The sequence below is a fragment of the Streptomyces sp. NBC_00459 genome, from assembly GCF_036013955.1.
In the GTDB taxonomy this organism is placed as follows: Bacteria; Actinomycetota; Actinomycetes; order Streptomycetales; family Streptomycetaceae; genus Streptomyces.
Genome location: NZ_CP107903.1, coordinates 5,156,977 through 5,183,552 on the forward strand (window position 1 = coordinate 5,156,977; position 26,576 = coordinate 5,183,552).

Here is a 26,576-nt window from a genome sequence, read left to right on the forward strand (position 1 = left end):
CGATATCGTCGTATGCGTGTCGTCCCTTGCGCTGTACCGCCGCTATCGCCCGGAGTCGTTCGCCGAGGTCATCGGGCAGGAGCATGTAACCGACCCGCTGCAGCAGGCGCTGCGGAACAACCGGGTCAATCACGCGTACCTGTTCAGCGGGCCGCGCGGCTGCGGCAAGACGACCAGTGCGCGCATCCTTGCGCGCTGCCTGAACTGCGAGAAGGGCCCGACGCCGACTCCCTGCGGCGAGTGCCAGTCCTGTCAGGACCTGGCGCGCAACGGGCCGGGGTCGATCGACGTCATCGAGATCGACGCGGCGTCGCACGGTGGTGTGGACGACGCCCGTGACCTGCGGGAGAAGGCCTTCTTCGGGCCGGCGAGCAGCCGCTACAAGATCTACATCATCGACGAGGCCCACATGGTCACGCCGGCTGGTTTCAACGCGCTGCTCAAGGTCGTCGAGGAGCCCCCGGAGCACCTCAAGTTCATCTTCGCGACCACGGAACCCGAGAAGGTCATCGGGACGATCCGTTCCCGGACCCACCACTACCCCTTCCGGCTGGTCCCGCCCGGCACGCTCCGCGAGTACCTCGCCGAGGTCTGCGGACACGAGAACATCCCGGTCGCCGACGGTGTGTTCCCGCTGGTCGTCCGGTCAGGCGCGGGTTCCGTACGAGACTCGATGTCCGTCATGGACCAGTTGCTGGCCGGCGCAGGTGCCGACGGCGTGACGTACGCCATGGCCACCTCTCTGCTCGGCTACACGGACGCCTCGTTGCTCGACTCCGTGGTCGAGGCGTTCGCCTCCGGGGACGGAGCGGCGGCCTTCGAGGTCGTGGACCGCATCATCGAGGGCGGCAACGACCCACGCCGTTTCGTCGCCGACCTGCTCGAACGGCTGCGCGATCTGGTGATCCTCGCCGCCGTGCCGGACGCGGCGGAGAAGGGGCTCATCGACGCCCCTGTGGACGTGGTCGAGCGTATGCAGGCCCAGGCAGGCGTCTTCGGTGCCGCCGAGCTCAGCCGCGCCGCCGACCTCGTCAACGAGGGGCTCACGGAGATGCGGGGCGCGACCTCTCCCCGACTCCAGCTGGAACTGATCTGCGCGCGCGTGCTGCTCCCCGCCGCGTACGGCGACGAGCGCTCCGTCATGGCCCGGCTCGACAAGCTTGAACGCGGCGTCAACTTCTCCGGCGGCCCCGCGGTGGGCATGGGCGGCGCCGGGATCGCCATGGGGTACGTCCCGGGACCCGGTGCGCACGAGGGCGCGGTGCCCGGTGGTCCCGTAGGTGCGCCGGTTCCGGTCGGCGGCGGGGTCGCGGCGGCGCGGGCGGCTGTGCGGGGGGATGCGCCGGGCATGCCCGACCTGCCGGGCACGGCAGGCACGGCCGCCGTTCCCACCCCGCAACCGCAACCGCAACCGCAACCGCAACCGCAGTCGCAACCGCAGTCGCAGTCGCAGTCTCCGGTGGCATCCGTCCCGGCCCCGGCGCCGGTGGCTCCCGCCCCGGCTGCCCCCGGCGCCTGGCCCACCGCGACGAGTGCGGGCAGTGGACGGCGTCCCGGTGGCTGGCCCACGGCCACAGCTGCGGGCGCCGGTCAGCCCTCGGCGGCCGGTCCCGGTGCCGCGACGGCCTCACCTCCTCCAGCAGCAGCGGCCTACTCCCAGCCCCAGGCCCAGTCCCAGGCACCTGCCCAGGTCCCCGCCGCACCGGCCGGTGTTCCTGTGCCCGGCGGCCTCGACCCCCGCATGCTCTGGCCGAACATCCTGGAGTCGGTGAAGAACCGCCGCCGGTTCACCTGGATCCTGCTCAGCCAGAACGCCCAGGTCAGCGGCTTCGACGGCACCACGCTCCAGCTGGGCTTCATGAACGCGGGAGCGCGGGACAACTTCTCCAGCAGCGGCAGCGAGGAAGTGCTGAAGCAGGCGCTGGCGGAACAGTTCAACGTTCAGTGGAGGATCGAGGCCGTCGTCGACCCGACGGGCGGCGGCGCGGCGGCTCCGGCGACCGGCGGCTACGGCGGAGGCGGTTCCTCCGGTGGTTACGGCGGTGGAGGCGGCGGTGGTTCCGCCGGTGGCTATGGAGGCGGCGCATCGACGTCGGCTCCCCACCAGCAGGCCGCGCCCCCGGCACCAGCGCCCACGTCCGGGCCCGCGCCCGCTTCGGCCTCGGGCGCCCCCCGCCCGCAGGCATCCGCCCCGGCACCGCAGCACTCGGCCCCGGAACCTCCGCCCATCGCACCCGAGGACGACACCCCTGAGGACGACGACCCCGACCTCGACGAGTCCGCGCTCTCCGGCCACGAACTGATCGTGCGCGAGCTGGGGGCGACGGTGGTCGAGGAGGTCTCGCACGAGTAGGTACGAGTAGGTACGAGTAGGTACGAGTAGGTACGAGTAGGCATGAAGTAGGTGGGGAGCGCGTCCGGCCCGTCCGGCGTTTGAGGACAAGGTCCCTTCAGGGCCGGAGTGGGGGTCTGGGAGCGGCAGCCCTCAGCGAGGCCCGTGCCGGTACCGGCAAGCACTCCGCACCCAGACCGACCACTAAGCTGACCCCCGTGAAGGTCCTCCTCATCGGTAACGGCGCCCGCGAACACGCCCTGTGCCGCTCTCTGTCCCTCGACCCCGACGTCACCGCGCTGTACTGCGCCCCCGGCAACGCCGGCATCGCCGAGGTCGCCGAGCTGCGCCAGGTCGACCCCCTCGACGGCAAGGCCGTAGCGGCGCTGGCCCTGGAGCTGGGCGCCGACCTGGTCGTCGTAGGGCCGGAGGCGCCGCTCGTAGCCGGGGTCGCCGACGCCGTGCGCGAGGCGGGCATCCCCGTCTTCGGCCCCTCCGGGGAGGCTGCACAGCTGGAGGGCTCCAAGGCCTTCGCGAAGGACGTCATGGCGGGAGCCGGCGTCCCCACGGCCCGCTCGTACGTCTGCACGACGCCGGAGGAGGTCGACGAGGCCCTCGACGCCTTCGGTGCCCCGTACGTCGTGAAGGACGACGGACTCGCGGCCGGCAAGGGTGTGGTCGTCACCGACGACCTCGAAGCCGCCGCCGCGCACGCGAACTCCTGCGACCGCGTCGTCATCGAGGAGTTCCTCGACGGCCCCGAGGTCTCCCTCTTCGCGATCACCGACGGCGTGACGGTCCTCCCGCTCCAGCCCGCCCAGGACTTCAAGCGCGCGCTGGACGACGACGAGGGCCCGAACACGGGCGGCATGGGCGCCTACTCGCCGCTCCCCTGGGCCGACCCCAAGCTGGTCGAGGAGGTCCTCCAGACGGTCCTGCAGCCGACGGTCGACGAACTGCGCCGCCGCGGCACCCCCTTCTCCGGCCTTCTCTACGCGGGCCTCGCGATCACCTCGCGCGGCGTCCGTGTGATCGAGTTCAACGCCCGCTTCGGCGACCCGGAGACCCAGGTGGTCCTGGCCCGTCTGAAGACCCCGCTGGCGGGCATCCTGCTCGCGGCGGCGAACGGCACCCTCGCCGACCTGGAGCCGCTGCGCTGGAGCGACGACGCGGCGGTCACCGTGGTCATCGCCTCGCACAACTACCCCGGCACCCCGCGCACCGGCGACCCGATCACCGGCCTCGCCGACGTGGCCGCGGCGGACGCCCCGCACGCGTACGTCCTGCACGCGGGCACGAAGCACGACGGTGACGCGGTGGTCAGCGCGGGCGGCCGGGTGCTCTCCGTGACGGCTACCGGCAAGAACCTGAGCCAGGCCCGCGACCGCGCGTACACCGCCCTCGGCCGCATCCACCTGGACGGCTCCCAGCACCGCACCGACATCGCGGCGAAGGCGGCAGCGGGGGAGTAGCACCTCCGTACGAGTAGTACCGACACACCTCGATGAACCTCTCGGGCCCCGAATCCGTCTAAGGATGCGGGGCCCGAAAGTCTTTTGTGACGCGCCTGCACGCCTCTCGAACCTCGCCCAACTGCCACTTCGTCGTCGCCGTGTGTCAGCCACCTCTCCCCAAAGCCATTCCATCGGGTGACCGATCCCCCATCCGGCTGACGAGGACCGGGCCCCCAACTATGGTGCGGCGCAAGCGTTCCGGCACTTGGCCCACCGGCATTGCGATGTCAGTGCCGGGTGCCACAGTGGGGGAGTGAGCAACGTCAGGGTGAGAGCGGAAAAGGTAGGGGGTGACATCCGGTCGTGACCGGTATGGGTGTGGAGGCGGGCGCGCAGGTCGCGCGCTCGCGGGCCCTCGCCGTGCTGCGCATTCGCAGCAGGGCCCTGGCCGTCGCCCTGCTGCCCGCGGCCGTCGCCGTCGTGCTGCTGGCCGGCGGCTCCACCGACCATCTCGTGGGCGCCGGCTGGCACCTCGCCCGCTGGATCACGAGCGTCGCCGCAGTCGTCGTACTGCTCGCCGCGGCCGCCATCGCCCTGGTCGTAGCCCGTGCCCGCCCCGCCATGAGCCCCACGGTCCCGATCGCCGAGGAATCGGCCCTGGACCTCTACCACCTCGTGCGCGACCTGGCCGACCGGCTGGGCGTCCCCGCCCCCTCCGCGATAGCGCTCACCCCGGACTGCGACAGCTGGCTGGAGGACCGAACCCATCCCGCCAACGCCCCGCCCGCGCCGGAGGGCAGGGACGAGATATCGGGCGTACGAGGCCTGCGCCCCGCCTTCCAGGGACAGCGCCGGCGTGCGGCGGCGACGGCATCGCCCGTCCTCGTGATCGGCTCGCCGTTCCTGTGGTGGATGCGGGTCGCCGAGCTGCGCGCGGTCCTCGCCCCGGTCGTCGCGGGTACCGGACCGTCGTCGCACCCGGACATCGCGGCGGCACGGCGCTTCGTACGGGGCCTCGACGCGGCGGTGGCCGTGGCCGCCGCGCACCGGCGCGATCCCGTGTCCCGTGCCGCGCTGGCGGGCGTCGGCTGGGTGGCGAGGCTGCTGCTGCGCAGCTGCCGGGTGCACGCGGCCGAGATGGAGCGCGGGGTCGCGGTGGCCGCCGCCGAGCGCGCACAGGCTGTGGACTACGGGCTGCGGATCGTCGCACAGGAGCAGGTCGGCCTGGCGTACGCGGGCTGGGACCGGCTGCTGACCCGGGTCGCGCTCCCCGCCTGGCGGATGGGCCGCTGGCCGGCCCGGCTGGACGCCGGCGTGGTCGCGGCGCTCACGGAACTGTCCCGCCGCGACCGGCTGGCCGAGGGCTTCACGTCCCGGCTGGGCGAACGCCCGGCCTGTGATCTCCTCGAAGAGCCCGGCCTGGTCGACGAGGCGGCCTCCCTGCTGGCCGCCCGCCTCTTCCACGGGGGCCCGGCCGAGCCCGGCCCGGACTGGGCGCCGGTGGACTGGCAGGAGTACCCGGAGGAGGTGGTCGACCGCAAGTGGCGTATGGACGCGGCACGCCTGCACCGGGTCCTGGACGCCCTGGACGCGCGGGGAGGCCACCGCACCCCGTCAGCCGCACCCCAGAACCCCGACGCCCCCACCCTGTCCCGCGTGATGAACCACCTGACGACGCCCCAGCCCTCCGCAACGGCGGAGGCAGAGGAAGAGACAGGGACTGCGGAGACGGCAGAGGCTGCGGAGACGGCGAATGACGACTACGACTACGACGACGAGTACGTGGACGGGGACGGGGACGACGAGCGGGTGGGAAGCGAGCGCGGTGAGGCTCTTGCCGCCGGGCTCAGTGCGGAGGTCGCCCGCGAGGAGGCGGCGGTGCCGGTGGGCGGACAGCAGGCCCCGGCGGGGCTGACCGGCCAGGGCCCGGACACGGCACTGTGGGACGACGGCTCGCTGCCGCTGTTCCCGTTGCAGCCCCCGCGCACGGGTCGCGAACTGCTCGCCGATCACGTGACAGCGATGGTGTGCTGCGCGGCGATGGACACGGCGGGTGCGATGCCCGGCCTGGACTGGCTCGACGGCCCCTCGCTCCTCCTCAACGGCGAACGAGCGGCAGACCTGGGCTCGAAGGTCCTGACCCTCATAGAGACGGGCGACCCGGCCCCCCTGGACGCATGGCTCCGCGCCACCGGGGTGCGCCCGGAGAAGCCCGTGCGCCTCGTGTGACGCGAGGACTCCCCGGCGGCGCCTTTCCCTGCGGCTCGGGCCGGGGTGTTTCAGCCGTCCGGCGTTCGTGGCCGAGTTCCGTTGAGTGCCGTAGCAGCGGAAAACCGGTCGGAACCCTCCCTTCCGCTTCTGCCCAATTCGCGACGAATGGTGACGGAGTGCGTGCGTAATGTGATGTGCTGGGATCGATCGCGCACATGGCAATCGCACAGGTCATAAGACAGCCGACGGGGGAGCCAGGGAGGGGATCAGTGATGGGGTCGCAGCCGATCCGCCGCTGGGAGTCCGGAGCACTCGCGCACGCCGTCACGGACCCCTTCGGTCTGGGGCCGGTCCCCTGGCTCCGAGGCAGCGAGACCTACTTCGACGACACCGGCCACGTCGTCCCCTGGTACGTGGACCCCTTAGACCCGCCCTCCACCGCCGGACCCAGCTCCACCACGCGCCCGAGGGACACCGGAATCCCCGCCCCCCGCACCTCCCGCACCGCACGCTCCACCACCGGCGGCCCCCGCGCCGCCGACGACGTGCACCGTCAGATCAAGGGGTTCGTCTCCACCGGCCCCGCCTCCCCCGGCGAATCCATCGACTTCCACATCACGGTCGATCCGCCGCAGGAGTTCGCCGTGGACATCTACCGCATCGGCCACTACGGCGGCGACGGCGCGGCGAAGATCACCACCAGCCCCCGCCTCTCCGGCATCGTCCAGCCCCCGCCGCTCGCCGCCGACAGGACCGTCTCCTGCCACCACTGGTGGCTCTCCTGGCGGCTGCAGATCCCGTCGTACTGGAACGTCGGGGCGTACGTCGCCGTCCTCACCACCGTCGACGGCTATCGCTCCCACATCCCCTTCACGGTCCGCGACAACCACCCGGCGGACCTGCTGCTCCTCCTGCCGGACATCACCTGGCAGGCGTACAACCTCTACCCGGAGGACGGCCGTACGGGCGCGAGCCTCTACCACGCGTGGGACGAGCAGGGCCGGCTCCTCGGCGAGGCCGACGCCGCGACCACCGTCTCCTTCGACCGCCCGTACGCCGGCGCCGGTCTCCCCCTCCACGTGGGCCACGCCTACGACTTCATCCGCTTCGCCGAGCGCTACGGCTACGACCTCGCCTACGCCGACGCCCGCGATCTGCACGCCGGCCGTATCGACCCCACCCGCTACCGGGGTCTGGTCTTCCCGGGCCACGACGAGTACTGGTCCACGCCGATGCGCCGCACCACCGAACTCGCCCGCGAGAACGGCACGTCCCTCGTCTTCCTCTCCGCCAACACCATGTACTGGCAGGTGGAGCTGGCCCCGTCGCCCTCAGGCGTCCCGGACCGCCTCCTCACCTGCCGAAAGCGCCGCGGCCCCGGGAAACCGGCCCTGTGGCGCGAAGTCGACCGCCCCGAGCAGCAGTTGATCGGCATCCAGTACGCGGGCCGGGTTCCTGAGCCCACCCCCCTGGTCGTCCGCAACGCCGACCACTGGATGTGGGAGGCGACCGGCGCACACGACGGCGACGAGATCGCCGGCATGGTGGCCGGCGAGGCCGACCGCTACTTCCCGCGCACCCAGCTTCCCGAGCACGACGACCGCATCCTCCTCGCCCACTCTCCGTACGCCGACAGTGAGGGCGCCCTCCGCCACCAGGAGACCTCCCTCTACCGCTCCCCGTCCGGCGCCTTGGTCTTCGCGTCCGGAACGTTCGCGTGGTCCCCGTCCCTGGACCGCCCAGGCCATGTGGACGCCCGGGTCCAGCGGGCGACCGCGAACCTCCTGGACCGCATCTGCAAACGGGACTGAGTGGCCCTTCTCGCTGCCCTCCCCCTGCCCCCGGCGAAAACGAGTGCTCCGCATACGGGAGAATCGAGCCACTTGGTCATCACCACGGGGAGGAACCGTGTCCGGATTCGTAGAAAAGCCCGAGCCCCTTCAGGTTCCGGGTCTGGTGCATCTGCACACCGGCAAGGTGCGCGACCTGTACCAGAACGAGGCGGGCGACCTCGTGATGGTCGCCAGCGACCGCATGTCCGCCTTCGACTGGGTGCTGCAGACGGAGATCCCCGACAAGGGCCGCGTCCTCACCCAGCTCTCGCTCTGGTGGTTCGACCAGCTCGCCGACCTGGCCCCCAACCACGTCCTGAGCACCGAACTCCCGCCGGGCGCCCCCGCCGACTGGGCGGGCCGCACCCTGATCTGCAAGTCCCTGCGCATGATGCCGGTGGAGTGCGTGGCCCGCGGCTACCTCACCGGCTCCGGCCTCACCGAGTACAACGCGTCCCGTACGGTCTGCGGCCTGGCGCTCCCCGAGGGCCTCACCGACGGCTCGGAACTCCCCGCCCCGATCTTCACCCCGGCCACGAAGGCGGCGGTCGGTGAGCACGACGAGAACGTGTCGTACGAGGAGGTCGCCCGCCAGGTCGGCGCCGAGTCCGCCGCCCAGCTCCGCCAGGCGACCCTCGCCGTCTACTCCCGCGCCCGTGACATCGCCCGCGACCGGGGCATCATCCTGGCGGACACGAAGTTCGAGTTCGGGTACGAGACCACCGAGAACGGCGAGAAGCTGATCCTGGCCGACGAGGTCCTCACCCCGGACTCGTCCCGCTTCTGGCCGGCCGACCAGTGGGAGCCGGGTCATGCGCAGCCCTCGTTCGACAAGCAGTTCGTACGGGACTGGCTCACGTCGTCGGAGTCCGGCTGGGTCCGTGCCGGCGAGCAGCCCCCGCCGCCGCTCCCGCAGCACGTCACCGACGCGACCCGCGCGAAGTACATCGAGGCGTACGAGCGCCTGACGGGCCTGAGCTGGACATAGCGCCCAGCACGGCGCCCGGTGTCGGCACACGAAGAAGACCCCGGTCCAATGGACCGGGGTCTTGATCTGGAGCGGACGACCAGGTTCGAACTGGCGACCTCAACCTTGGCAAGGTTGCGCTCTACCAACTGAGCTACGTCCGCATCGCGTCCCGTACGTGTTGTACGTGCCGTGGCGCGAGAGCAACTATACCCAACCCCGAAGCCGTGCGAGCCGTACCGCCGCATGCCGGTTCTCGGCCCCGAGTTTCGAGACCGCCGACGACAGATAGTTCCGTACGGTCCCCTGCGACAGCGCGGCCCGTTCCGCGATCTCCGCGACCGGCGCACCGTCGGCGGCGAGTTCGAGCACCTCGGCCTCGCGCGCGGTCAGCGGCGAGTCCCCGGCGGAGATCGCGTCGGCGGCCAACTCGGGGTCGACGTAACGGTTTCCGGCGTGCACGGTACGGATGATCTCGGCGAGCCGCTGAGCGCTGACGGTCTTGGGGACGAACCCCCGCACACCCGCCGCAAGTGCCCGCTTCAGATGCCCCGGGCGGCCGTGACTGGTCACGATCAGCACCCGGCACTCGGGCAGTTCGGCCCGCAGAGATGTGGCGACCTTCACACCGTCCGCGCCCGGCATCTCAAGATCGAGCACCGCCACGTCGGGCCGGTGCGCCCGGGCCATGGCCAGCGCCTCGGGTCCGGTGGCGGCCTCGGCGACGACCACGAGATCGTCCTCCAGGCCGAGCAGCGCGGCCAGCGCGCCCCGGATGAGGTGCTCGTCGTCGGCGAGCAGCAGCCGTACCCCGCTCATGAAGTGACCCCGCTCACAACGACCCCTGCATCAGACCCCGACGCCGACCCTGAGCCCGTGGGCAGGGGCACGGTGGCGACCACCCGGAACCGGTCCTCGCCCGCGCCCACGATCCCCGCCTCCAGCCGTCCGTCGACGGCGGACAACCGCTCCCGCAGCCCGACCAGCCCGGACCCCGCCCCCGGTTCGGAGCCCTCACCGGATTGCCTGCCGCCTACGACCCCGTCGTTCTCCACAGTCAGTACCACCCGCCCGTCACCAACCCGCACGCCCACTCCGCACCACCCGGCATCCCCGTGCCGCAGCACGTTGGTCGTCGCCTCCCGCACCACCCAACCGAGCGCCGACTGCACCTCGCCCGGTAGTCCGACCGCTTCCCCGGTCACCTCGCACGAGATGCCCGCAGCGGCCAACACCCCTTGCGCGCCGAGGAGTTCCGCACCCAGGTCGGCCTCGCGGTATCCCCGTACGACATCCCGTACCTCCCGCTGGGACTCGCGTGCGATGCGCTGCACCTCGATCATCTGGTCGACGGCCTCGGGCCGTTCGCGTCGGGCGAGCTGCACGGCCAGTTCGCTCTTGAGGGCGATGACCGCCAGGTTCCGTCCCATCACGTCGTGCAGATCGCGCCCGAACCGCAGCCGCTCCTCGGCGACGGCGAGCCGGGTCCGGGTCTCGCGGGCCTCGTCGAGTTCGTACACGGCCTTGAGCAGCCAGACGGAGAAGGAGTAGGTGAGTGCGATGAATCCGGCGCCGACCAGGACGGCCAGCCCCGTGCCGAGGGCCGTTCCCACCGGGAGGCCCAGTGGGAGGCCGACGGCGACCGTGCCCGCGGCCAGCCCGGCCACCAGCCACAGCATCCGCAGCCTGCTGCGCATGCCGAGGGTGAGGGTGCCGACGCCGAAGGAGATCACCCCGGCGAACAGGCTGCCGGCGGCGGTCTCCATGTCCTCGCCGCCCGGCCCGTGCGTGACCAGGACGAGAGCCACGACCCCGGTCCCCGCAGTGATGGCGCCGAGTACGGCCAGCAGCCGCAACGGCTGTTCCCGGGTCCCGCGGACCCAGTCCAGCGCCCGGGACGCGGTCACCGCGCAGAGCACGGAGTGCGCGCACACCAGAAGGAACAGCCAGGGCGCGAGCCGTGCCCCCGCCTGCCCGAGGATGGGCAGTCCGATCGCGGTCGCCTCGACGAAGGGGAACAGATGGAACGACCAGCGCGTGTACGTCTCCACCTTCGCCGGCGTGCTCTTCCGCCCCCACCAGCTCCCGGGCCTGCGCATTCTGCTGATCCCCCGTCCCCTACCGCCGCGGTTCCCAGCGGAACCACCGTCGTACAGCAAACACCGACAGGACGGTCCAGGCCAGGCCGGTCAGTACGGCGCCCAGGGCCTCGTACGCCGACAGGTCACCGGTCCAGGCGCCGCGTACGAGGGTGATCGCGGGCGTCAGCGGGAGCAGTTCGCAGAACGAGGCGAGCCGGTCGGGCAGAAACTCCAGCGGGACGGTGATCCCGGAGCCGATGAACGAGAGCAGCATCAGCGGCAGCGAGGTGACCTGCGCGCTCTCGGTGGTCCGGGTGAAGCTGGCGGTGAGAGCTGCCAGCGCCACGGCCGTCAGTAGGCCCAACAGCAGCCCTATAAGGGCGAGTTGGGGGTCCGGCGGCGCGTCGAGATCGAGCAGGACGGTACAGCCGAGGGCCAGCAGCAGACACTGTACGAAGCCTGTCACGACCGCCGGGAGCGCCGACCCGGTGAGTATCTCGACGTCACGCAGCTCACCGGTACGCAGCCGCTTGAGCACGAGTTCCTCGCGCCGGGCGACGAAGACGCCGACGAGGGCCGCGTACACGGCGAAGAGCAGCGAGAAGCCGACGGAGGCGGGCAGGATGAGTGTCCCGATGTTGAGCCCGGCCTCTTTCAGGTCCGCGTCCGACATGGCGGTCCGCACACTGAACGGCAGCACCAGCGGCACGAACAGGGCGGCGACGAGCGTGCCCTTGTTGCGCAGGAACAACGTCGACTCGGCCCGGGCCAGGGCCCGCATCCGCCCGGCGGGGGTCGTACGACCGACACCGGCAACCGCACTCATACGACTCATGCGACACGCTCCTCAGCGGCAGCGGAACTCTCCACACCCTCCACGCCCGTCGACGCCTCCCGCGCGATCCGCAGAAACGCCTCCTCCAACGAGGCCGACCGCACGTCCAGCCCTCGCAGCGTGACCCCGGCCTCCTCGGCCCACACCAGCAACCGCGTTGCCGCGCGCTGGAGTTCATGGGTCCGCAGCCGTACGGTCCGCCCCTCCTCCTCGTACCCGCTCACGCCGAGCGGGCCGAGCGGCGGCAGATCGCCCACGAAGTACCCGGAGGGCAGCTCGAAGGAGATCCGGGACGGCTGCGAGGCGGTCACCTCGGCAGGTGTGCCGGCGGCGGCGATGCGCCCCTCGTGGAGGATGGCGAGCCGGTCGGCGAGATCCTCGGCCTCCTCCAGGTAGTGCGTGGTGAGCAGCACGGTCGTACCGCCGGCGCGCAGCTCCCGTACCAACTCCCAGGTGGCCCGGCGTCCTTCGGCGTCGAGGCCGGTCGTCGGCTCGTCGAGGAACAGCACCTCGGGGTTGCCGAGGAGCGCGAGCGCGAGGTCGAGGCGCCGCCGTTCACCCCCGGACAACTGCTTCACGCGTACGTCGGTCCGCCGCTCCAGTCCGACGAGCGCGAGCGCCTCCGCCTCGGGCCGCGCTCCGCTCGTGCACCCGGCCCACATCCGCGCGGTCTCGCCGACGGTCAGCTCGGACGGGAAGCCGCCCTCCTGGAGCATCACGCCGGTACGCGGCCGTACGAGGGCCCGCTCGATGTACGGATCATGGCCGAGCACCCGCACACGCCCCCCGGCCGGCGGCGCCAGCCCCTCCAGCAGTTCGACGGTCGACGTCTTGCCGGCGCCGTTCGTGCCCAGCAGGGCGAAGACCTCCCCGCGGCCCACGGTGAAGGACACCCCGCGTACCGCCTCGAACCCGCCCCCGTACACACGCCGCAGGTCAGTGACCTCAATCACGTGTTCGTGTTCGTTGGTTTCCATGCCTTCAGCATCCCGGCGGGGAGAAGGCGAAGGCAGTGCGCGGTGTCATCACCCCACATGACAAATGTCAGATGCCCGCAGCAGGTGAACCAGTGATAGGCGAACACGAAGAAGACCCCGGTCCAATGGACCGGGGTCTTGATCTGGAGCGGACGACCAGGTTCGAACTGGCGACCTCAACCTTGGCAAGGTTGCGCTCTACCAACTGAGCTACGTCCGCATTGCCTCCAGTCGGCTTTCACCGACTGGCGCGAGCACCAGCCTACCTGATCCACAAGAGTGGTCAGACCGGCGATGCAGAGCGGGTGACAGGAATTGCACACTGCGCCTTCCCCCTGGAAGGGGGATGTTCTACTACTGAACTACACCCGCAAGCTCCGTGAGCCGGGCCTTTCGGCCTCGCCCCTCGGCGTGCTCCGAACTCTAGCTGATCAGCAGGGGGGCAACGCAAGTCGGTTGCGCCGAGGGGCTCCTGGGGCGCGGCGGGGGTACTGCTCAGCCGCTACTGGGCGGCGGTGAAGGCCTCGTACACCTTCTTGGGGATGCGTCCCCGGGTCGGTACGTCGAACTTGTTGGCGAGGGCCCAGGCCCGCACCGCGGAGGGGTCGGGGGCGACCTCCGTCTGCTTGTACGCCTTGCCGGAGCGCGACCGCTTGCGGCCGGCCTCCACGTACGGCTCCAGGGCCTTACGCAGTTTCTTGGCATTGGTTTGATTCAGGTCGATCTCGTACGACTTGCCGTCGAGTCCGAAGGCGATCGTTTCCGCCGCTTCCGAGCCGTCGATGTCGTCTGAGAGTGTGACCACGACACGCTGAGCCACGAATATCGGTCCCTTCGTGCGACACCTCGGCTGCGACGTGCGAAGACGTCGGGAGGTGTCGGGAGATCTCGGTTGTCCGACTGTTATTGGGCAAAGTATCGGCTAATGCCTTTTCCTTTGTACAGTGCCCGGCATTGCAATGGGAAGCCCGACTAAATCTGTCCGCGTGTCTCCCCCGCAATAGACATCCTGGATGTGAACCCGGATCTTTCCCAGAATTTTTCGGGATGGCGCCGCTCCGATACCGGATCGTGATGCCGCTCTCCAGGGTTTCCGTAGATTCCTACGAATCTACCCGCGTAGAAATTTTGTACGGGTAGTCTGAAGCGACCTGCTCAGCACCACACACCGGGAGTGCCAGTGGCACGCGTCGTAGTCGACGTCATGCTCAAGCCGGAGATCCTCGACCCCCAGGGCCAGGCGGTGCAGCGTGCACTGCCGCGTCTCGGTTTCGAGGGTGTCTCCGACGTACGTCAGGGAAAGCGATTCGAACTGGAAGTTGACGGACCGGTGGACGACGCCGCGCTCGCCCGCATCCATGATCTTGCGGAATCCTTCCTCGCCAACACCGTGATCGAGGACTTCACCGTGAAGGTGGAGGAGATGGTGGGGGAAGAGAAGTGACTGCTCGTATTGGAGTCGTCACCTTTCCGGGTTCCCTGGACGACCGGGACACGCAGCGCGCGATCCGCCTCGCGGGTGCCGAGCCGGTAGCCCTCTGGCACAAGGACAAGGACCTGGGGCAGGTCGACGCGGTTGTTCTGCCCGGCGGATTCTCGTACGGCGACTATCTGCGCGCGGGTGCCATCTCGCGTTTCTCGCCGGTGATGGAGTCGGTCATCGAGCAGGCGAAGTCGGGCATGCCGGTCCTCGGCATCTGCAACGGCTTCCAGATTCTCACCGAGGCGCACCTCCTCCCGGGCGCGATGCTCGGCAACAACCACCTGCACTTCATCTGCCGCGACCAGAAGCTGCGGGTGGAGAACGCGGACACGGCCTGGACCGTCGACTACGACGCCGGCCAGGAGATCCACATCCCGCTGAAGAACATGGACGGCCGGTACGTCGCCGACGAGCGCACGCTCGACGAGCTGGAGGCGGAGGGCCGGGTTGTGTTCCGGTACGTCGACTTCAACCCGAACGGATCCCTCCGGGACATCGCGGGCATCACCAACGCCGCCGGGAACGTCGTAGGCCTCATGCCGCACCCGGAGCACGCCGTGGAGCCGCTGATCGGCAGTGGCCGCACGGACGGCCTCCCCTTCTTCACCTCGATCCTCAAGAAGCTGGTCAACGCATGAGCCGGACGCCTCTGGACACGGTCGAGCACGCGGCCGAGACCCCCGACGTCGAGCTGCCCTGGGCCGAACTCGGCCTGAAGAAGGACGAGTACGAGAAGGTCGTCGAGATCCTCGGCCGCCGTCCGACCGGTGCCGAGCTGGCCATGTACTCGGTCATGTGGTCCGAGCACTGCTCCTACAAGTCCTCCAAGGTTCACCTCCGCCAGTTCGGAGAGAAGGCACCGCAGTCCGACGCGCTGCTCGTGGGCATCGGTGAGAACGCGGGCGTGGTCGACGTCGGCCAGGGCTACGCGGTCACCTTCAAGGTCGAGTCGCACAACCACCCGTCCTACGTCGAGCCCTACCAGGGCGCGGCCACGGGCGTCGGCGGCATCGTGCGCGACATCATCGCGATGGGCGCCCGCCCGGTGGCGGTCGTGGACCCGCTCCGCTTCGGTGCGGCGGACCACCCCGACACCAAGCGCGTCCTCCCGGGCGTGGTGGCGGGCATCGGTGGCTACGGCAACTGTCTCGGTCTCCCCAACATCGGCGGCGAGGTCGTCTTCGACGCCTGCTACCAGGGGAACCCGCTGGTCAACGCCGGTGCGATCGGTGTGATGCGGCACGAGGACATCCACCTGGCGAAGGCGTCGGGCACGGGCAACAAGGTCATCCTGTACGGGGCTCGTACGGGCGGCGACGGCATCGGCGGAGCCTCGATCCTCGCCTCGGAGACCTTCGACGACGCGAAGCCGTCGAAGCGCCCTGCCGTGCAGGTCGGTGACCCCTTCCAGGAGAAGCTGCTCATCGAGTGCACCCTGGAGGCGTTCAAGGAGAAGCTGGTCGTCGGCATCCAGGACCTGGGCGCGGCGGGCCTTTCCTGCGCCACGTCCGAGCTGGCGTCGAACGGCTCGGGCGGCATGCGCGTGACGCTGGACGACGTACCCCTCCGCGACTCCACGCTCTCTCCCGAGGAAATCCTCATGAGCGAGTCGCAGGAGCGCATGTGCGCGGTGGTCGAGCCGGAGAAGGTCGACCGGTTCCTGGCCATCTGCGACAAGTGGGATGTCATCGCCACGGTGATCGGTGAGGTCACCGACGGCGACCGCCTGGAGATCTTCTGGCACGGCGGCAAGATCGTCGACGTCGACCCGCGTACGGTGGCGCACGACGGTCCGGTCTACGAGCGCCCCTACGCGCGCCCCGACTGGCAGGACGCCCTCCAGGCGGACGACGCCAACAAGCTTGCGCGCCCGACGACTTCGGAGGACCTGAAGGCACAGGTGCTCCAACTCGTCTCCTCCCCCAACCAGGCCTCCAAGTCCTGGATCACCTCCCAGTACGACCACTTCGTGCAGGGCAACACGGTGTTGGCCCAGCCCGAGGACTCCGGGATGATCCGCATCGACGAGACGACCGGCCTCGGCGTCGCCATCGCGACGGACGGCAACGGCCGCTTCGCCAAGCTCGACCCGTACGCGGGCGCGCAGTTGGCGCTGTCGGAGGCCTACCGGAACGTGGCGACGACGGGCGCGAAGCCGCTCGCCGTCTCCGACTGCCTGAACTTCGGTTCGCCCGAAGACCCGGCGGTGATGTGGCAGTTCGCGGAGGCGGTACGCGGACTCGCGGACGCCTGCCAGCAGTTGGGCACCCCGGTGACCGGCGGCAACGTCTCGCTCTACAACCAGACGGGCGACGTCGCCATCCACCCGACGCCGGTCGTGGCGGTCCTGGGCGTCATCGACGACGTGGCGCGTCGCACCCCGGTCGCGTTCCAGGAGGAGGGGCAGCTGCTGTACCTCCTCGGGGACACGCGCGAGGAGCTCAGCGGCTCGGCGTGGTCGCAGGTCGTGCACGACCACCTGGGTGGCCTGCCGCCCAAGGTCGACCTGGAGCGCGAGCGGCTCCTGGCCGAGATCCTGATCTCCGCGTCCCGTGACGGCATGATCGACTCCGCGCACGACCTGTCCGACGGCGGTCTGATCCAGGCGGTCGTCGAGTCGGCGCTGCTGGGCGGGAAGGGCGCGCGTCTGGTCGTACCGGACGGGCTCGACGCCTTCACCCTCCTGTTCTCGGAGTCGGCGGGCCGCGCGGTGGTCGCGGTCCCGCGCTCGGAGGAGCTCCGCTTCAACGACATGTGCGGGGCGCGGGGGCTGCCGGTGACGAGGATCGGCGTCGTCGACGGCGACTCCATCGAGCTTCAGGGCGAGTTCACCCTGACGCTGGCCGAACTGCGCGAGGCGCACGAGGGGACGATTCCGGCGCTGTTGGCGTAGTCGGCCTGGTTGGTCTGTACGTGGTTGAGGTCCCGTCCGGTTCCGGGCGGGACCTCTTCCGGTTTCCAGGAGGCCGACCCACCGCCACCCAGCACCACCCGTTCTGGTCGCCCAGCGCCCACCGATGGATCGACGCCGGCGATCTCCAGCCCGGCCAGACACTGCGCACCAGCGGCGGAGAGACCGTCACCGTCGTGGACGTCCACCGCTACCAGCGGCTCCACTCCGCCTACAACCTCAGCGTTGCCGACATCCACACCTACTACGTGCTGGTGGGGGCCACGCCGGTTCTCGTGCACAACTCGTTCTGCCCGATCGGTTTCGTGGACCTGGGCGCCGGCAGGGTCCAGTCGCCCGGCGGGCTGATCTACGGTCTCGACCGGAAGTTCGGCAACAAGATCGACCATGTGCTCGCCCACACGGTGCCCGACCCCACCAGGCTGACGCACACGGTGTTCATCGAGAAAGATCCCGCCAAGGTTCTCGCCCTGATCGACGAGGCGTGGGCCAAGCAGAGCAAGGCGATCAAGGACCCCGCGGACGCCTTCAAGTTCGTCTTCCCCATGGGCAGGGACATCGGAACCAGGGGGGAGAGGTATCTGCAGATCGCGGTCAATCCGCAGACCAAGGAGATTCTGAGCGCCTATCCGGTGGCCGGGCCGTAGCGGCCCGCGCCGTGTCGTAGCGGAACGGGAAGTGTCGTAGCAGAACCAGAAGCAAGGGACCAGGCCGGCGCCGCACGGTGCCGGCCTGGTCCCGTTCTGACGAACGTAAGGCAAAGTGATTCCACCATGCACAGCGATATGACCCAACGGATCAGAGAACTGCTGGACGGCGGCTTCTCAGCGGCATCCGCGCTCGCTGACGAGATCCCGCAGCGGATTTCCTCCGGCGACTTCGAGTGGGTGACACTGCTCGGCGCGGAGCTGACCCGGCGGGCCGCCGGTGAGGGCGAGGACCCGTCCGAGCACGCCTTCCTGCTGGACCGGTTGCAGACGACCCTCGCCACCACGGCCGGACACCGGAGCTTGCGCGCCCTGCTGGATCTGCCGTTCAGTCTTCGGGCCGGAGAACCGGCACGGACCAGGGCCGAGCGCCGCCTGGCCCAACTGGTGGCCCTGGGGCATCGTCCCGAGGACATCGTCCCCGTCGTCTACGGCGAACAGCCCGGCATCGCCGCGTCGGACGAGTTCAAGGCATGTCTGCTGCAAGAACTGGTACTGGTAGGCGTCGCGATCCTGGAGTACCCCCTTCTGCGGTCCTTCGGCGAAGCGCTCGTGACGGAGGGGCATCCGCTCGCGCCCCTGCCCCTGCACCTGCTGCCGGCGGAGCGACGTGCGCTGCTGAGGCCGGCGGACGCTCCGGACGACTGGACATGGGCCCTGCCCCCGGCCACGGTGGCGCAGCAGAGCGACCAACCCGAACTCCGTGTCTCGCCGGAGATGCGCGAGCGCGGTGTCGCGGTCGGCCCGGTGGCCATGACCGCCCCGGAAGCGGCCGAGGCCATGACCGCCGCGGTGCGGCACTGGCTCGACGAGTCCAACGGCATGGTCGCGGCGCGGGAGTTCCGGTCCGCCTCCCCGGTCCCGCCGGACGACTTCGCCGCCGTCTTCGAGCGGCTGCCGCTCCCCGCATGGTCGACGGGCGAGCCCGGGGCCAGGCTGCACCCGGCCACCTCCGACCGGGTGCTGCGGGTCCTGCTCACCGCCGCGGTGCGCAGCCCCGCCTACGGCCACGGCATGTTCGGCGCGTACGGGCGGCTCGCCGTCTGGCGCTCCCTCGGCGGCCTGGTCGGCGCCCCGTCGGACGCGCCGATCGACGACACGGCCACACTGGTCGAACAGGCCCACTGGTTCGTCGCCGACCCCTCATCGGACTGGTTCCACCAAGTCGCCTGGGACCTCGCCGTGGCCACCTTGCGACCGGGCGAGCGGGAGATCGCCGTCCTCACGGCCACGGATACGGACTGATTCCAGCAGTTCTGACGCGGCGCCAACCACTGGCGCACCGGGTGACCAGTGGCATTCGGCCATGCCCGAAATGCCTGGTGCCGGTCGAGGGATGGCAGGGACCCTGAGGGTGTCTGCAGGAACGACGGTTCCGGCCACTCCCAAGGGAGAGAACGCATGAGCGGGAGATCGCGGGCCTGCTTCGGTACAACGAGGGCGCCGAGCGGGTGGGGAAGGACCGGGTGCGGCTGGAACCGGGTGTGGAGATGACCGTCCTGTCCTTCTTCAACAACCAGACCGGAGGGGCCTGGATGGTCGGCAGGCACTGGGAAGCTGTATCCGTAGCCCAGACCTGAAGACGGGGCGCGCCACCGGCATGGTGCCGCGCCGCCGTCCGTCGCTCTCGGTGCCGACGGTGCCTGTACGGGATCACCGACTCCGTACGAGGCTGAGGTCCCGTCCGGGTTCGGGCGGGACCTCTTTCGTTCAGCGCACGTAGTTCTTGAGGATCTCCGTGTCGAGCTCGATGCCGATCGGGTCGGGCAGGAGTACCTTCTCGCCGAACTTCGCCGTACGAATGTCGCGGTAGCCGCCGACCTTCCGGTCCGGGGAGCTGTGCACCGTGAGGGTGCAGGAGTCCCGGTCGATCAGGAGGTACAGCGGGATACCGGACTGGCCGTACGCGGCCGGCTTCTCGTGGCGGTCCCGTCGGTCGGTGTCCGAGTCGTACGAGGTGACCTCGACGGCCATGAGCACTCCGCTCGGGTCGGCCCATTCGCCGTACCCCGCGAAGTGGGCTTCGGGCGTGATCACCGCATCCGGCTTCGCCCTGCCCTCCCGGTAGGTCTCCACCCGGAGCCCCTGGCCTGTGTACAGGTCCAGGTCTGGCCTGAACTGCATACAGCGCTTGGTCAGCCAGGTCACGATGGTGTTGTGATCTCCGTCTGTCACCTTCTTGACCCCGATCCGTCCGTTGATGAACTCCAACGTGACGGTCTCGGGAGCGGCGGAGGCGATTGTTTCGAACTCCTCCACCGACATCTGAAACGTGCGCTCGGCCATAACCGTCATGTTGCACCCCCTTCCAGGCGAAGGCCAGTGTTGTCCGAGGTCCGGCGGTACGGGTCGGATCTCGCTGTCGATCACACTCACGAGTGACCAGCCCCTGGTCCCACGGCTTTCCGGCCCACGCAGGCCCCGCACGCGTACGAAGTCCGCCCCGGCCCCGTCCCCTGGTCGACCGTGGGCAGCGCGACCAGCGGGGTGTTGCTGGGCTGTTGGCAGATGGCGCACAGGCGGGTCCGGTGCAGGCACTCCGAGCACATGCGGCCGGTGTTCTCCAGAGTGCCGTAGCGCAGGAACGGGGCGCGGCCGACATGGCAGATGTCGCAGCGGGGGTCCATCTCGACGCCGGTCACGGGTTCGGCTCCGTGTCGGTCGTGAGCGCCTGACGCTCGGTGCAGTCGGCGAGCCGCACCCAGAGGAAGTCACCCTCGGCGTCGACCTTGGGGTAACCGGAGCCGACCTGCACGACGACCCCCTCGAAGGGTTCGGGCGCCTCGCGCTTGCGGGATTCGGGCGGGACGTAGGTGGTGCCGCGGACTCGGTCGCCGACGAGGAAGGGGCTGGTGGCCGGAGGAGTGGTCATGGGGACAACGGTTCCTCCGCGCCAGGAGCGATGCAATCGAACGAGGGAATCCCACATGAAGTGGTATATGCCTGAAGAACGGGAAGTGCCTGCGGTGGGCGGACATGCACTGCGATACTCCGGACACCGGCAGTGATTTGCCCGGCACGAGGAGTCAACTGGCAGGCAGCTACGTACGATTGGCATGCCTGGTCGCGAAGGGAACGGACACGGTGGCAGCGAAGACAGGGCCGACGATCCGGCGCATGCAACTTGGCCAGGAGTTGCGACGCCTGCGTGAACAGGTGGAGGGGGACGGCGGCCGTGGGCTGACGAGGGCTCAGGCGGTCACGGGGACCAGCGTCTCCGAGTCGACGCTGCACCGTGTGGAGAAGGGGCTGACCGGCCTTCCCAAGGTGCAGGACCTCAAGGAACTACTGGATCGGTACGGCGTCACGGACCCGGACGATGTGGAGTTCCTGCTGGACGTCCATAAGAACTCGCTGAACCGGGGGTGGTGGTCGCCGTACCGCACCTTCATGCCCTCCGGCTTCAACGTCAGCGTGGGGCTTGAGGGAGACGCCAAGATCCTCAGGGTCTATCAGCCGGACGTCATGTTCGGGCTGTTCCAGACCGCGGCGTACGCCCGAGCCATGTTCGAGAGCGCCAAGCCGGTCGACGAACGGAACACCGAGTTCGTCGAGCGGAACATCGAGATCCGGATGAGGCGCAAGGAGGCCATCACGCGTAGCGAACGCCCGGTCGAGGTCCACGCGATCCTCGACGAGGCTGTCCTGCGACGCGTCTACGGCGGCCCGGAGGTGATGCGGGAGCAGTACGAGCACCTGGCGGAACTGGCCGCGTTGGATCATGTCACCGTGCAGATCCTGCCGATGGGTCAGCCCGTCTACCGGTGCAACCAGAACTTCACCCTCATGGACTTCGAGTCACCGCTGCCCGTCGTCGTGAGTGTCGACGGCTTCAGCTCGGTGAACGTCACGGACAAGGACACGGAGATCTGGGCCTACCGGCGCCGGTTCGACGCCATGCGGGCGGAAGCCGGCGGGCCCAGGCAGACACACGAATTCCTGAAGCAAGCGGCACGAGAGTTGGAACAGCCATGAGCACACATCGCAATGCCCACGAACTGGCCGACAAAGGTGCCTGGTTCAAGTCCTCGTACAGCGACCAGACGGGCGGCACCTGCGTAGAAGTCGCCCACCTCACCCCCACCCGCGCCCATATAGCTGTCCGCGACTCCAAGAATCCCCAAGGCCCCGCCCTCCTCCTCCCCCCACAAGCCTTCACCGCCCTGATCGACCACCTCCGGAGCTGATCCCCCATGCCCCCGGCCGCCAAAAAGCCAAAGCCCCGCACCCGCACCTACGACCCCACCAAGACCCGCACCGCGGTCCTCACCCAGTACGCCAACATCCGCACCGCCATCGTCACCCTCACCCCCGACCAACTCGCCCTCCCCACCCGCCTCGGGGACTGGACGGTCCGGGACCTGGCCGCGCACGTCACCATGGCCGTGGAGACCGTCAGCCGCAACCTCGACCGGGACGAGCCGGAGAAAGCCGAACTCGCCCTTCTCGACTGGCCGTTCGCCACCGCTGCCCGTGCCGCCGACATCGCCGGGGGCACCCGCGAACTGGCCGCCGCCCACCCCGACCCCGATTCCCTCAACGCCCTCTACGCCCTGACCGAGCAGCGCCTCACCCAACGCCTGGCCACGGCCCCCGGCACCCGCCGGCTCGGCACCCGCACCGGCGGCATGACGCTCGCCGACTACCTGGTCACCCGTACCGTCGAACTGGTCGTCCACACCGACGACCTGAACGCCGCCGTCCCGGGCCTCGACATCCCCTACGACCGCCAAGCGCTGGCGACCTGCACCCGCCTCCTCGCCGACACCCTCGCCGCCAAGGCCCCCGGCGGCTCGACGGAGGTCCGCATCCCGCCGTACGCGGTCGTGCAGTGCGTCGAGGGGCCGAGGCACACCCGTGGCACCCCGCCCAACGTGGTCGAGACCGACCCGCTGACCTGGATCCGCCTGGCCACCGGCCGGGTCCAGTGGTCCGACGCCCTCGACAAGGCCCAGGTCAGCGCAAGCGGCGAACGCGCCGACCTCTCAGAGCTGCTGCCCCTCATGGCCTGACGGCAGCCTCCGTACGACGACAGCACAGCGAAGGCACAAGTGATGGCCGGACGGGAACCGCCCACCCGCCCCTTCCGTCTCACCGGCATGAAAAAGCAGCGACTGACGAGCGCGAGCCTCAGCCTCCTGACCCTGACCGTGCTCCCCTTCGCCGCGGCCTGTGGCAGCGAGAAGGCCGGCGGGGGCAGCCAGACCGTCGGGACAGGGACGGGATCCGGAACGTCCGAGGTCACCGGCATCCACTGGACCGTAGACGACCTCACCGCCGACGGGAAGAAGAGCCAGGCCCCCGCCAGCGCCTGGCTGAAGATCGACAAGAACGGCAAGGTCAGCGGCAACCTCGGCTGCAACGGCTTCGGGGCCGAAGCCACCGTCGACGGCGACGAAGTCTCCTTCGCAGAGCTCCTGTCGACCGACATGGGCTGCGCCAACGACCCGATGGCTTTCGAGGGCAGCTTCAGCAAGGCACTCAAGGACGGGACCCTCACCGCCAAGGCCACCGAAGCCGGCGCCAAGAACATCCGGCAACTGACCCTCACCACCAAGAGCGGCGACACCATCCACCTCACCGAGGAGAAGGCCGCCCCCCTCTACGGCACCAAGTGGACGGTCACGACGGTCGGTGCCACGGGCGACGGCGACAGCCAGGCCGTCGCCCCCCTCCCCTCCGGCGCCGAGGCCTATCTCGTCCTCGACCAGAAGAAGGGGACCGTCAGCGGCAAGGCTGGTTGCAACAACGTTTCTGCCGAGGCAACGGTCAGCGACGGCGATATCACTTTCGGCAGCCCGGCGACCACCCGAAGGATGTGCGACGGCTCACTCATGGAGGTCGAGAAGGAGCTGCTGAAGATCTTCGACGGGAAGACCGCGTACAAGATCGATCACCGTAGCCTCTCTCTGACCAGCGCAAACGGGACCACCGTCAGCGCGACCGCTGCCGATTGAGCCTCTACCGCAGTCCACGGCCCCACAGTGCCCGCACGTCACAGTCGCATTCCCTAATTCGGACCAGTGGTCGATCTCGCCTACACTCGGTGGCGTGCCACGTGGTGACGGTCGACTCAGTCATGATCTGCTCCCCGGCGAGAAAGGCCCCCAGGACGCTTGCGGCGTCTTCGGGGTCTGGGCCCCCGGCGAAGAGGTCGCCAAGCTCACTTACTTCGGGCTCTACGCCCTGCAGCATCGAGGCCAGGAATCCGCGGGTATCGCGGTCAGCAACGGCTCGAAGATCCTCGTCTTCAAGGACATGGGGCTTGTCTCCCAGGTCTTCGACGAGACCTCGCTCGGCGCGCTCAAGGGTCATATCGCGGTCGGTCACGCCCGCTACTCGACCACTGGCGCCTCCACCTGGGAGAACGCCCAGCCCACCTTCCGCGCGACCGGCCACGGCTCCATCGCCCTCGGCCACAACGGCAACCTCGTCAACACGGCGCAGCTCGCCGAGATGGTCGCCGACCTGCCCAAGCAGCACGACGGCCGCACTCCGCGAGTCGCGGCTACCAACGACACCGATCTGCTGACGGCCCTCCTGGCCGCCCAGACCGACGACGAGGGCAAGCCGCTGACCATCGAAGACGCCTCCGCGCGGATCCTTCCGCAGGTCCAGGGCGCCTTCTCCCTCGTCTTCATGGACGAGCACACGCTGTACGCCGCCCGCGACCCGCAGGGCATCCGCCCCCTGGTCCTGGGCCGGCTGGAGCGCGGCTGGGTCGTCGCCTCCGAGTCCGCCGCCCTCGACATCTGCGGCGCCGCCTATGTGCGCGAGATCGAGCCGGGCGAGTTCGTCGCCATCGACGAGAACGGCCTGCGAACCTCCCGATTCGCGGAAGCGAAGCCCAAGGGCTGTGTCTTCGAGTACGTGTACCTCGCCCGCCCGGACACCGACATCGCCGGCCGGAACGTGTACCTCTCCCGGGTCGAGATGGGCCGGAAACTCGCCAAGGAAGCCCCTGTCGAGGCCGACCTGGTGATAGCGACCCCGGAATCCGGCACCCCCGCAGCCATCGGCTACGCGGAGGCCTCCGGGATCCCCTTCGGTGCCGGACTCGTCAAGAACGCCTATGTCGGACGTACGTTCATCCAGCCCTCCCAGACGATCCGGCAGCTCGGTATCCGGCTGAAGCTGAACCCGCTGAAGGAAGTCATCAAGGGCAAGCGTCTGGTCGTCGTCGACGACTCGATCGTGCGCGGCAACACCCAGCGGGCGCTCGTGCGCATGCTGCGGGAGGCCGGCGCGGCGGAGGTCCACATCCGGATCTCCTCGCCGCCCGTCAAGTGGCCCTGCTTCTTCGGCATCGACTTCGCCACCCGCGCCGAACTCATCGCCAACGGCATGACGATCGACGAGATCGGCACCTCGCTCGGGGCCGACTCCCTCTCGTACATCTCCCTCGACGGCATGATCGAGGCGACCACCATCGCCAAGCCGAACCTGTGCCGCGCCTGCTTCGACGGTGAGTACCCGATGGACCTCCCGGACCCCGAACTGCTCGGCAAGCAGCTCCTGGAGACCGAGCTGGCCGCAGGGCCCGCCGCCACGGCCGCGGCCGACGCGATCCGTCGCCCGTAAAAGCCCTGCTCCGGCTTCTGTTTCACATCAACCTGAAAGATCCCAGGCAATGTCTGCGACCAACTCTGCTTCCGGCGCCTCCTACGCGGCCGCCGGCGTCGACATCGAAGCGGGCGACCGCGCCGTCGAGCTGATGAAGGAGTGGGTGAAGAAGACGCAGCGCCCCGAGGTCCTCGGCGGCCTCGGCGGCTTCGCCGGCCTCTTCGACGCCTCCGCCCTCAAGCGCTTCGAGCGCCCGCTGCTCGCCTCCGCGACCGACGGCGTCGGCACGAAGGTCGACATCGCCCGGCAGCTGGGCGTGTACGACACCATCGGGCACGACCTGGTCGCCATGGTCATGGACGACATCGTGGTGTGCGGCGCCGAACCGCTGTTCATGACCGACTACATCTGTGTCGGCAAGGTCCACCCCGAGCGTGTCGCCGCGATCGTCAAGGGCATCGCCGAAGGCTGCGTACTGGCCGGATGCGCTCTGGTCGGCGGCGAGACGGCCGAACACCCGGGTCTGCTCGGCCCGGACGACTTCGACGTCGCCGGCGCCGGTACGGGCGTCGTGGAGGCCGACCGGCTGCTCGGCGCGGATCGTATCCGTACGGGTGACGCGGTGATCGCCATGGCGGCTTCCGGGCTTCACTCGAACGGGTACTCGCTCGTGCGGCATGTGCTGCTGAAGCAGGGCGGGCTGGCCCTGGACGCGCACATCGAGGAGTTCGGGCACACGCTCGGCGAGGAACTCCTCGTCCCCACCAAGATCTACTCCCTCGACTGCCTGGCCCTCATGCGCACCACAGATGTGCACGCCTACTCGCACATCACCGGTGGCGGTCTGGCCGCCAACCTGGCCCGGGTGATTCCGGACACCCTGCACGCGATCGTCGACCGCTCCACCTGGACCCCGGCCCCGGTCTTCGACCTCGTCGGGAAGACGGGTTCCGTCGAACGCCTGGAGCTGGAGAAGACGCTGAACATGGGCGTCGGCATGATCGCGATCGTCCCCGAGGACTCGGCGGACGTGGCCCTCGCCACCCTGGCGGACCGAGGCGTGGAGGCATGGGTGGCAGGCGAGATCACGGACCGCGCCGACCACGCGACAGGCGCGGAGCTGGTGGGCGACTACGCCCGCGCCTGACGGCAAGGCGGCGCAGCCGCCGACCGGAAAGGGCGCGGGGGAGCTGCGCGACCAGCCACAACGCACCCGCACTCGC

At 69.7% G+C, this 26,576-nt stretch carries 24 protein-coding genes and 3 tRNA genes; 16 read left to right on the top strand and 11 right to left on the bottom strand.

Annotated features, from left to right (window positions below; all coding sequences use genetic code 11):
* The first annotated feature begins 16 nt into the window (after positions 1–16).
* The 5 genes from OHN74_RS22650 to OHN74_RS22670 all read left to right on the top strand — a co-directional run bounded on the left by OHN74_RS22650 (position 17) and on the right by OHN74_RS22670 (position 8,817).
* Positions 17–2,353 carry a DNA polymerase III subunit gamma and tau gene (locus tag OHN74_RS22650; protein ID WP_327696378.1) on the top strand — a complete coding sequence of 779 codons (2,337 nt, stop codon included), beginning with the start codon at positions 17–19 and terminating at the stop codon, positions 2,351–2,353.
* Positions 2,354–2,550: 197 nt separating this feature from the next.
* Complete coding sequence (purD, locus tag OHN74_RS22655) at positions 2,551–3,804, top strand: phosphoribosylamine--glycine ligase (RefSeq protein WP_327696379.1); 1,254 nt, start codon at positions 2,551–2,553, stop codon at positions 3,802–3,804.
* 354 nt (positions 3,805–4,158) lie between these two features.
* Positions 4,159–6,015: a hypothetical protein gene (locus tag OHN74_RS22660; protein WP_327700235.1), complete on the top strand. Its 1,857-nt coding sequence runs from the start codon at positions 4,159–4,161 to the stop codon at positions 6,013–6,015.
* Between the two features lie 254 nt (positions 6,016–6,269).
* On the top strand, positions 6,270–7,808 hold the full coding sequence (locus tag OHN74_RS22665) for a N,N-dimethylformamidase beta subunit family domain-containing protein (RefSeq protein ID WP_327696380.1): 1,539 nt from the start codon (positions 6,270–6,272) through the stop codon (positions 7,806–7,808).
* Between the two features lie 97 nt (positions 7,809–7,905).
* On the top strand, positions 7,906–8,817 hold the full coding sequence (locus OHN74_RS22670; RefSeq protein ID WP_327696381.1) for a phosphoribosylaminoimidazolesuccinocarboxamide synthase: 912 nt from the start codon (positions 7,906–7,908) through the stop codon (positions 8,815–8,817).
* Positions 8,818–8,884: 67 nt separating this feature from the next.
* Here the strand turns inward: OHN74_RS22670 and OHN74_RS22675 are convergent.
* The 8 genes from OHN74_RS22675 to OHN74_RS22710 form a co-directional block, all read right to left on the bottom strand.
* Positions 8,885–8,960, bottom strand: a tRNA-Gly gene (locus OHN74_RS22675).
* Between the two features lie 43 nt (positions 8,961–9,003).
* The gene (locus OHN74_RS22680) at positions 9,004–9,615 is read right to left on the bottom strand and encodes a response regulator transcription factor (RefSeq protein WP_327696382.1); all 612 of its coding nucleotides are present in this window, start codon (positions 9,613–9,615) and stop codon (positions 9,004–9,006) included.
* A complete protein-coding gene (locus OHN74_RS22685; protein ID WP_327696383.1) occupies positions 9,612–10,895 on the bottom strand; it encodes a sensor histidine kinase in 1,284 nt (427 codons plus the stop codon). The genes OHN74_RS22680 and OHN74_RS22685 overlap by 4 nt, the downstream gene beginning before the upstream one ends.
* A 19-nt stretch (positions 10,896–10,914) precedes the next feature.
* The gene (locus OHN74_RS22690) at positions 10,915–11,703 is read right to left on the bottom strand and encodes an ABC transporter permease (protein ID WP_327700236.1); all 789 of its coding nucleotides are present in this window, start codon (positions 11,701–11,703) and stop codon (positions 10,915–10,917) included.
* A 5-nt stretch (positions 11,704–11,708) separates the two neighbouring features.
* Positions 11,709–12,689 (bottom strand): ABC transporter ATP-binding protein, encoded by a 981-nt coding sequence (locus OHN74_RS22695; RefSeq protein WP_327696384.1) that lies wholly within the window; start codon positions 12,687–12,689, stop codon positions 11,709–11,711.
* 144 nt (positions 12,690–12,833) lie between these two features.
* Positions 12,834–12,909 (bottom strand) — tRNA-Gly (locus OHN74_RS22700).
* Positions 12,910–12,989: 80 nt separating this feature from the next.
* Positions 12,990–13,061: transfer RNA gene (locus OHN74_RS22705), tRNA-Gly, on the bottom strand.
* Positions 13,062–13,191: 130 nt separating this feature from the next.
* On the bottom strand, positions 13,192–13,509 hold the full coding sequence (locus OHN74_RS22710; RefSeq protein WP_189150852.1) for a histone-like nucleoid-structuring protein Lsr2: 318 nt from the start codon (positions 13,507–13,509) through the stop codon (positions 13,192–13,194).
* A 360-nt stretch (positions 13,510–13,869) separates the two neighbouring features.
* Here OHN74_RS22710 and purS point away from each other — a divergent pair, with 360 nt between their 5' ends.
* From purS to OHN74_RS22735, 5 genes are all read left to right on the top strand, one after another.
* Positions 13,870–14,133 (top strand): phosphoribosylformylglycinamidine synthase subunit PurS, encoded by a 264-nt coding sequence (purS, locus tag OHN74_RS22715; protein WP_006377276.1) that lies wholly within the window; start codon positions 13,870–13,872, stop codon positions 14,131–14,133.
* Positions 14,130–14,810 carry a phosphoribosylformylglycinamidine synthase subunit PurQ gene (gene purQ / locus OHN74_RS22720; RefSeq protein ID WP_327696386.1) on the top strand — a complete coding sequence of 227 codons (681 nt, stop codon included), beginning with the start codon at positions 14,130–14,132 and terminating at the stop codon, positions 14,808–14,810. The genes purS and purQ overlap by 4 nt, the downstream gene beginning before the upstream one ends.
* Entirely contained in the window at positions 14,807–17,065 is a 2,259-nt protein-coding gene (gene purL, locus OHN74_RS22725) for a phosphoribosylformylglycinamidine synthase subunit PurL (protein ID WP_327696387.1), read from the top strand. Before purQ ends, purL begins: the two co-directional genes overlap by 4 nt.
* Positions 17,066–17,085: 20 nt before the next feature.
* Positions 17,086–17,730, top strand: a complete 645-nt coding sequence (locus OHN74_RS22730; RefSeq protein WP_327696388.1) for a polymorphic toxin-type HINT domain-containing protein — start codon at positions 17,086–17,088, stop codon at positions 17,728–17,730.
* A gap of 138 nt (positions 17,731–17,868) precedes the next feature.
* Positions 17,869–19,035 (top strand): DUF6183 family protein, encoded by a 1,167-nt coding sequence (locus OHN74_RS22735; protein ID WP_327696389.1) that lies wholly within the window; start codon positions 17,869–17,871, stop codon positions 19,033–19,035.
* Between the two features lie 465 nt (positions 19,036–19,500).
* On the opposite strand, the gene OHN74_RS22740 is transcribed toward OHN74_RS22735, so the two are convergent.
* The 3 genes from OHN74_RS22740 to OHN74_RS22750 all read right to left on the bottom strand — a co-directional run bounded on the left by OHN74_RS22740 (position 19,501) and on the right by OHN74_RS22750 (position 20,662).
* The gene (locus OHN74_RS22740; protein ID WP_327696391.1) at positions 19,501–20,085 is read right to left on the bottom strand and encodes a Uma2 family endonuclease; all 585 of its coding nucleotides are present in this window, start codon (positions 20,083–20,085) and stop codon (positions 19,501–19,503) included.
* A gap of 77 nt (positions 20,086–20,162) precedes the next feature.
* The gene (locus OHN74_RS22745) at positions 20,163–20,432 is read right to left on the bottom strand and encodes a hypothetical protein (protein ID WP_327696392.1); all 270 of its coding nucleotides are present in this window, start codon (positions 20,430–20,432) and stop codon (positions 20,163–20,165) included.
* The gene (locus OHN74_RS22750) at positions 20,429–20,662 is read right to left on the bottom strand and encodes a hypothetical protein (protein ID WP_327696393.1); all 234 of its coding nucleotides are present in this window, start codon (positions 20,660–20,662) and stop codon (positions 20,429–20,431) included. Before OHN74_RS22750 ends, OHN74_RS22745 begins: the two co-directional genes overlap by 4 nt.
* A gap of 245 nt (positions 20,663–20,907) precedes the next feature.
* Here OHN74_RS22750 and OHN74_RS22755 point away from each other — a divergent pair, with 245 nt between their 5' ends.
* From OHN74_RS22755 to purM, 6 genes are all read left to right on the top strand, one after another.
* A complete protein-coding gene (locus OHN74_RS22755) occupies positions 20,908–21,765 on the top strand; it encodes a helix-turn-helix domain-containing protein (protein ID WP_327696394.1) in 858 nt (285 codons plus the stop codon).
* The gene (locus OHN74_RS22760) at positions 21,762–21,977 is read left to right on the top strand and encodes a DUF397 domain-containing protein (protein WP_327696395.1); all 216 of its coding nucleotides are present in this window, start codon (positions 21,762–21,764) and stop codon (positions 21,975–21,977) included. Before OHN74_RS22755 ends, OHN74_RS22760 begins: the two co-directional genes overlap by 4 nt.
* 6 nt (positions 21,978–21,983) lie before the next feature.
* Positions 21,984–22,802, top strand: coding sequence for a maleylpyruvate isomerase family mycothiol-dependent enzyme (locus OHN74_RS22765; RefSeq protein ID WP_327696396.1), 819 nt, complete (start codon positions 21,984–21,986; stop codon positions 22,800–22,802).
* Between the two features lie 87 nt (positions 22,803–22,889).
* Positions 22,890–23,747 carry an META domain-containing protein gene (locus OHN74_RS22770; RefSeq protein WP_327696397.1) on the top strand — a complete coding sequence of 286 codons (858 nt, stop codon included), beginning with the start codon at positions 22,890–22,892 and terminating at the stop codon, positions 23,745–23,747.
* A 94-nt stretch (positions 23,748–23,841) separates the two neighbouring features.
* Positions 23,842–25,371 carry an amidophosphoribosyltransferase gene (gene purF, locus OHN74_RS22775; protein ID WP_327696398.1) on the top strand — a complete coding sequence of 510 codons (1,530 nt, stop codon included), beginning with the start codon at positions 23,842–23,844 and terminating at the stop codon, positions 25,369–25,371.
* Positions 25,372–25,420: 49 nt separating this feature from the next.
* Positions 25,421–26,500 carry a phosphoribosylformylglycinamidine cyclo-ligase gene (purM, locus tag OHN74_RS22780; protein ID WP_327696399.1) on the top strand — a complete coding sequence of 360 codons (1,080 nt, stop codon included), beginning with the start codon at positions 25,421–25,423 and terminating at the stop codon, positions 26,498–26,500.
* Positions 26,501–26,576 lie beyond the last annotated feature (76 nt).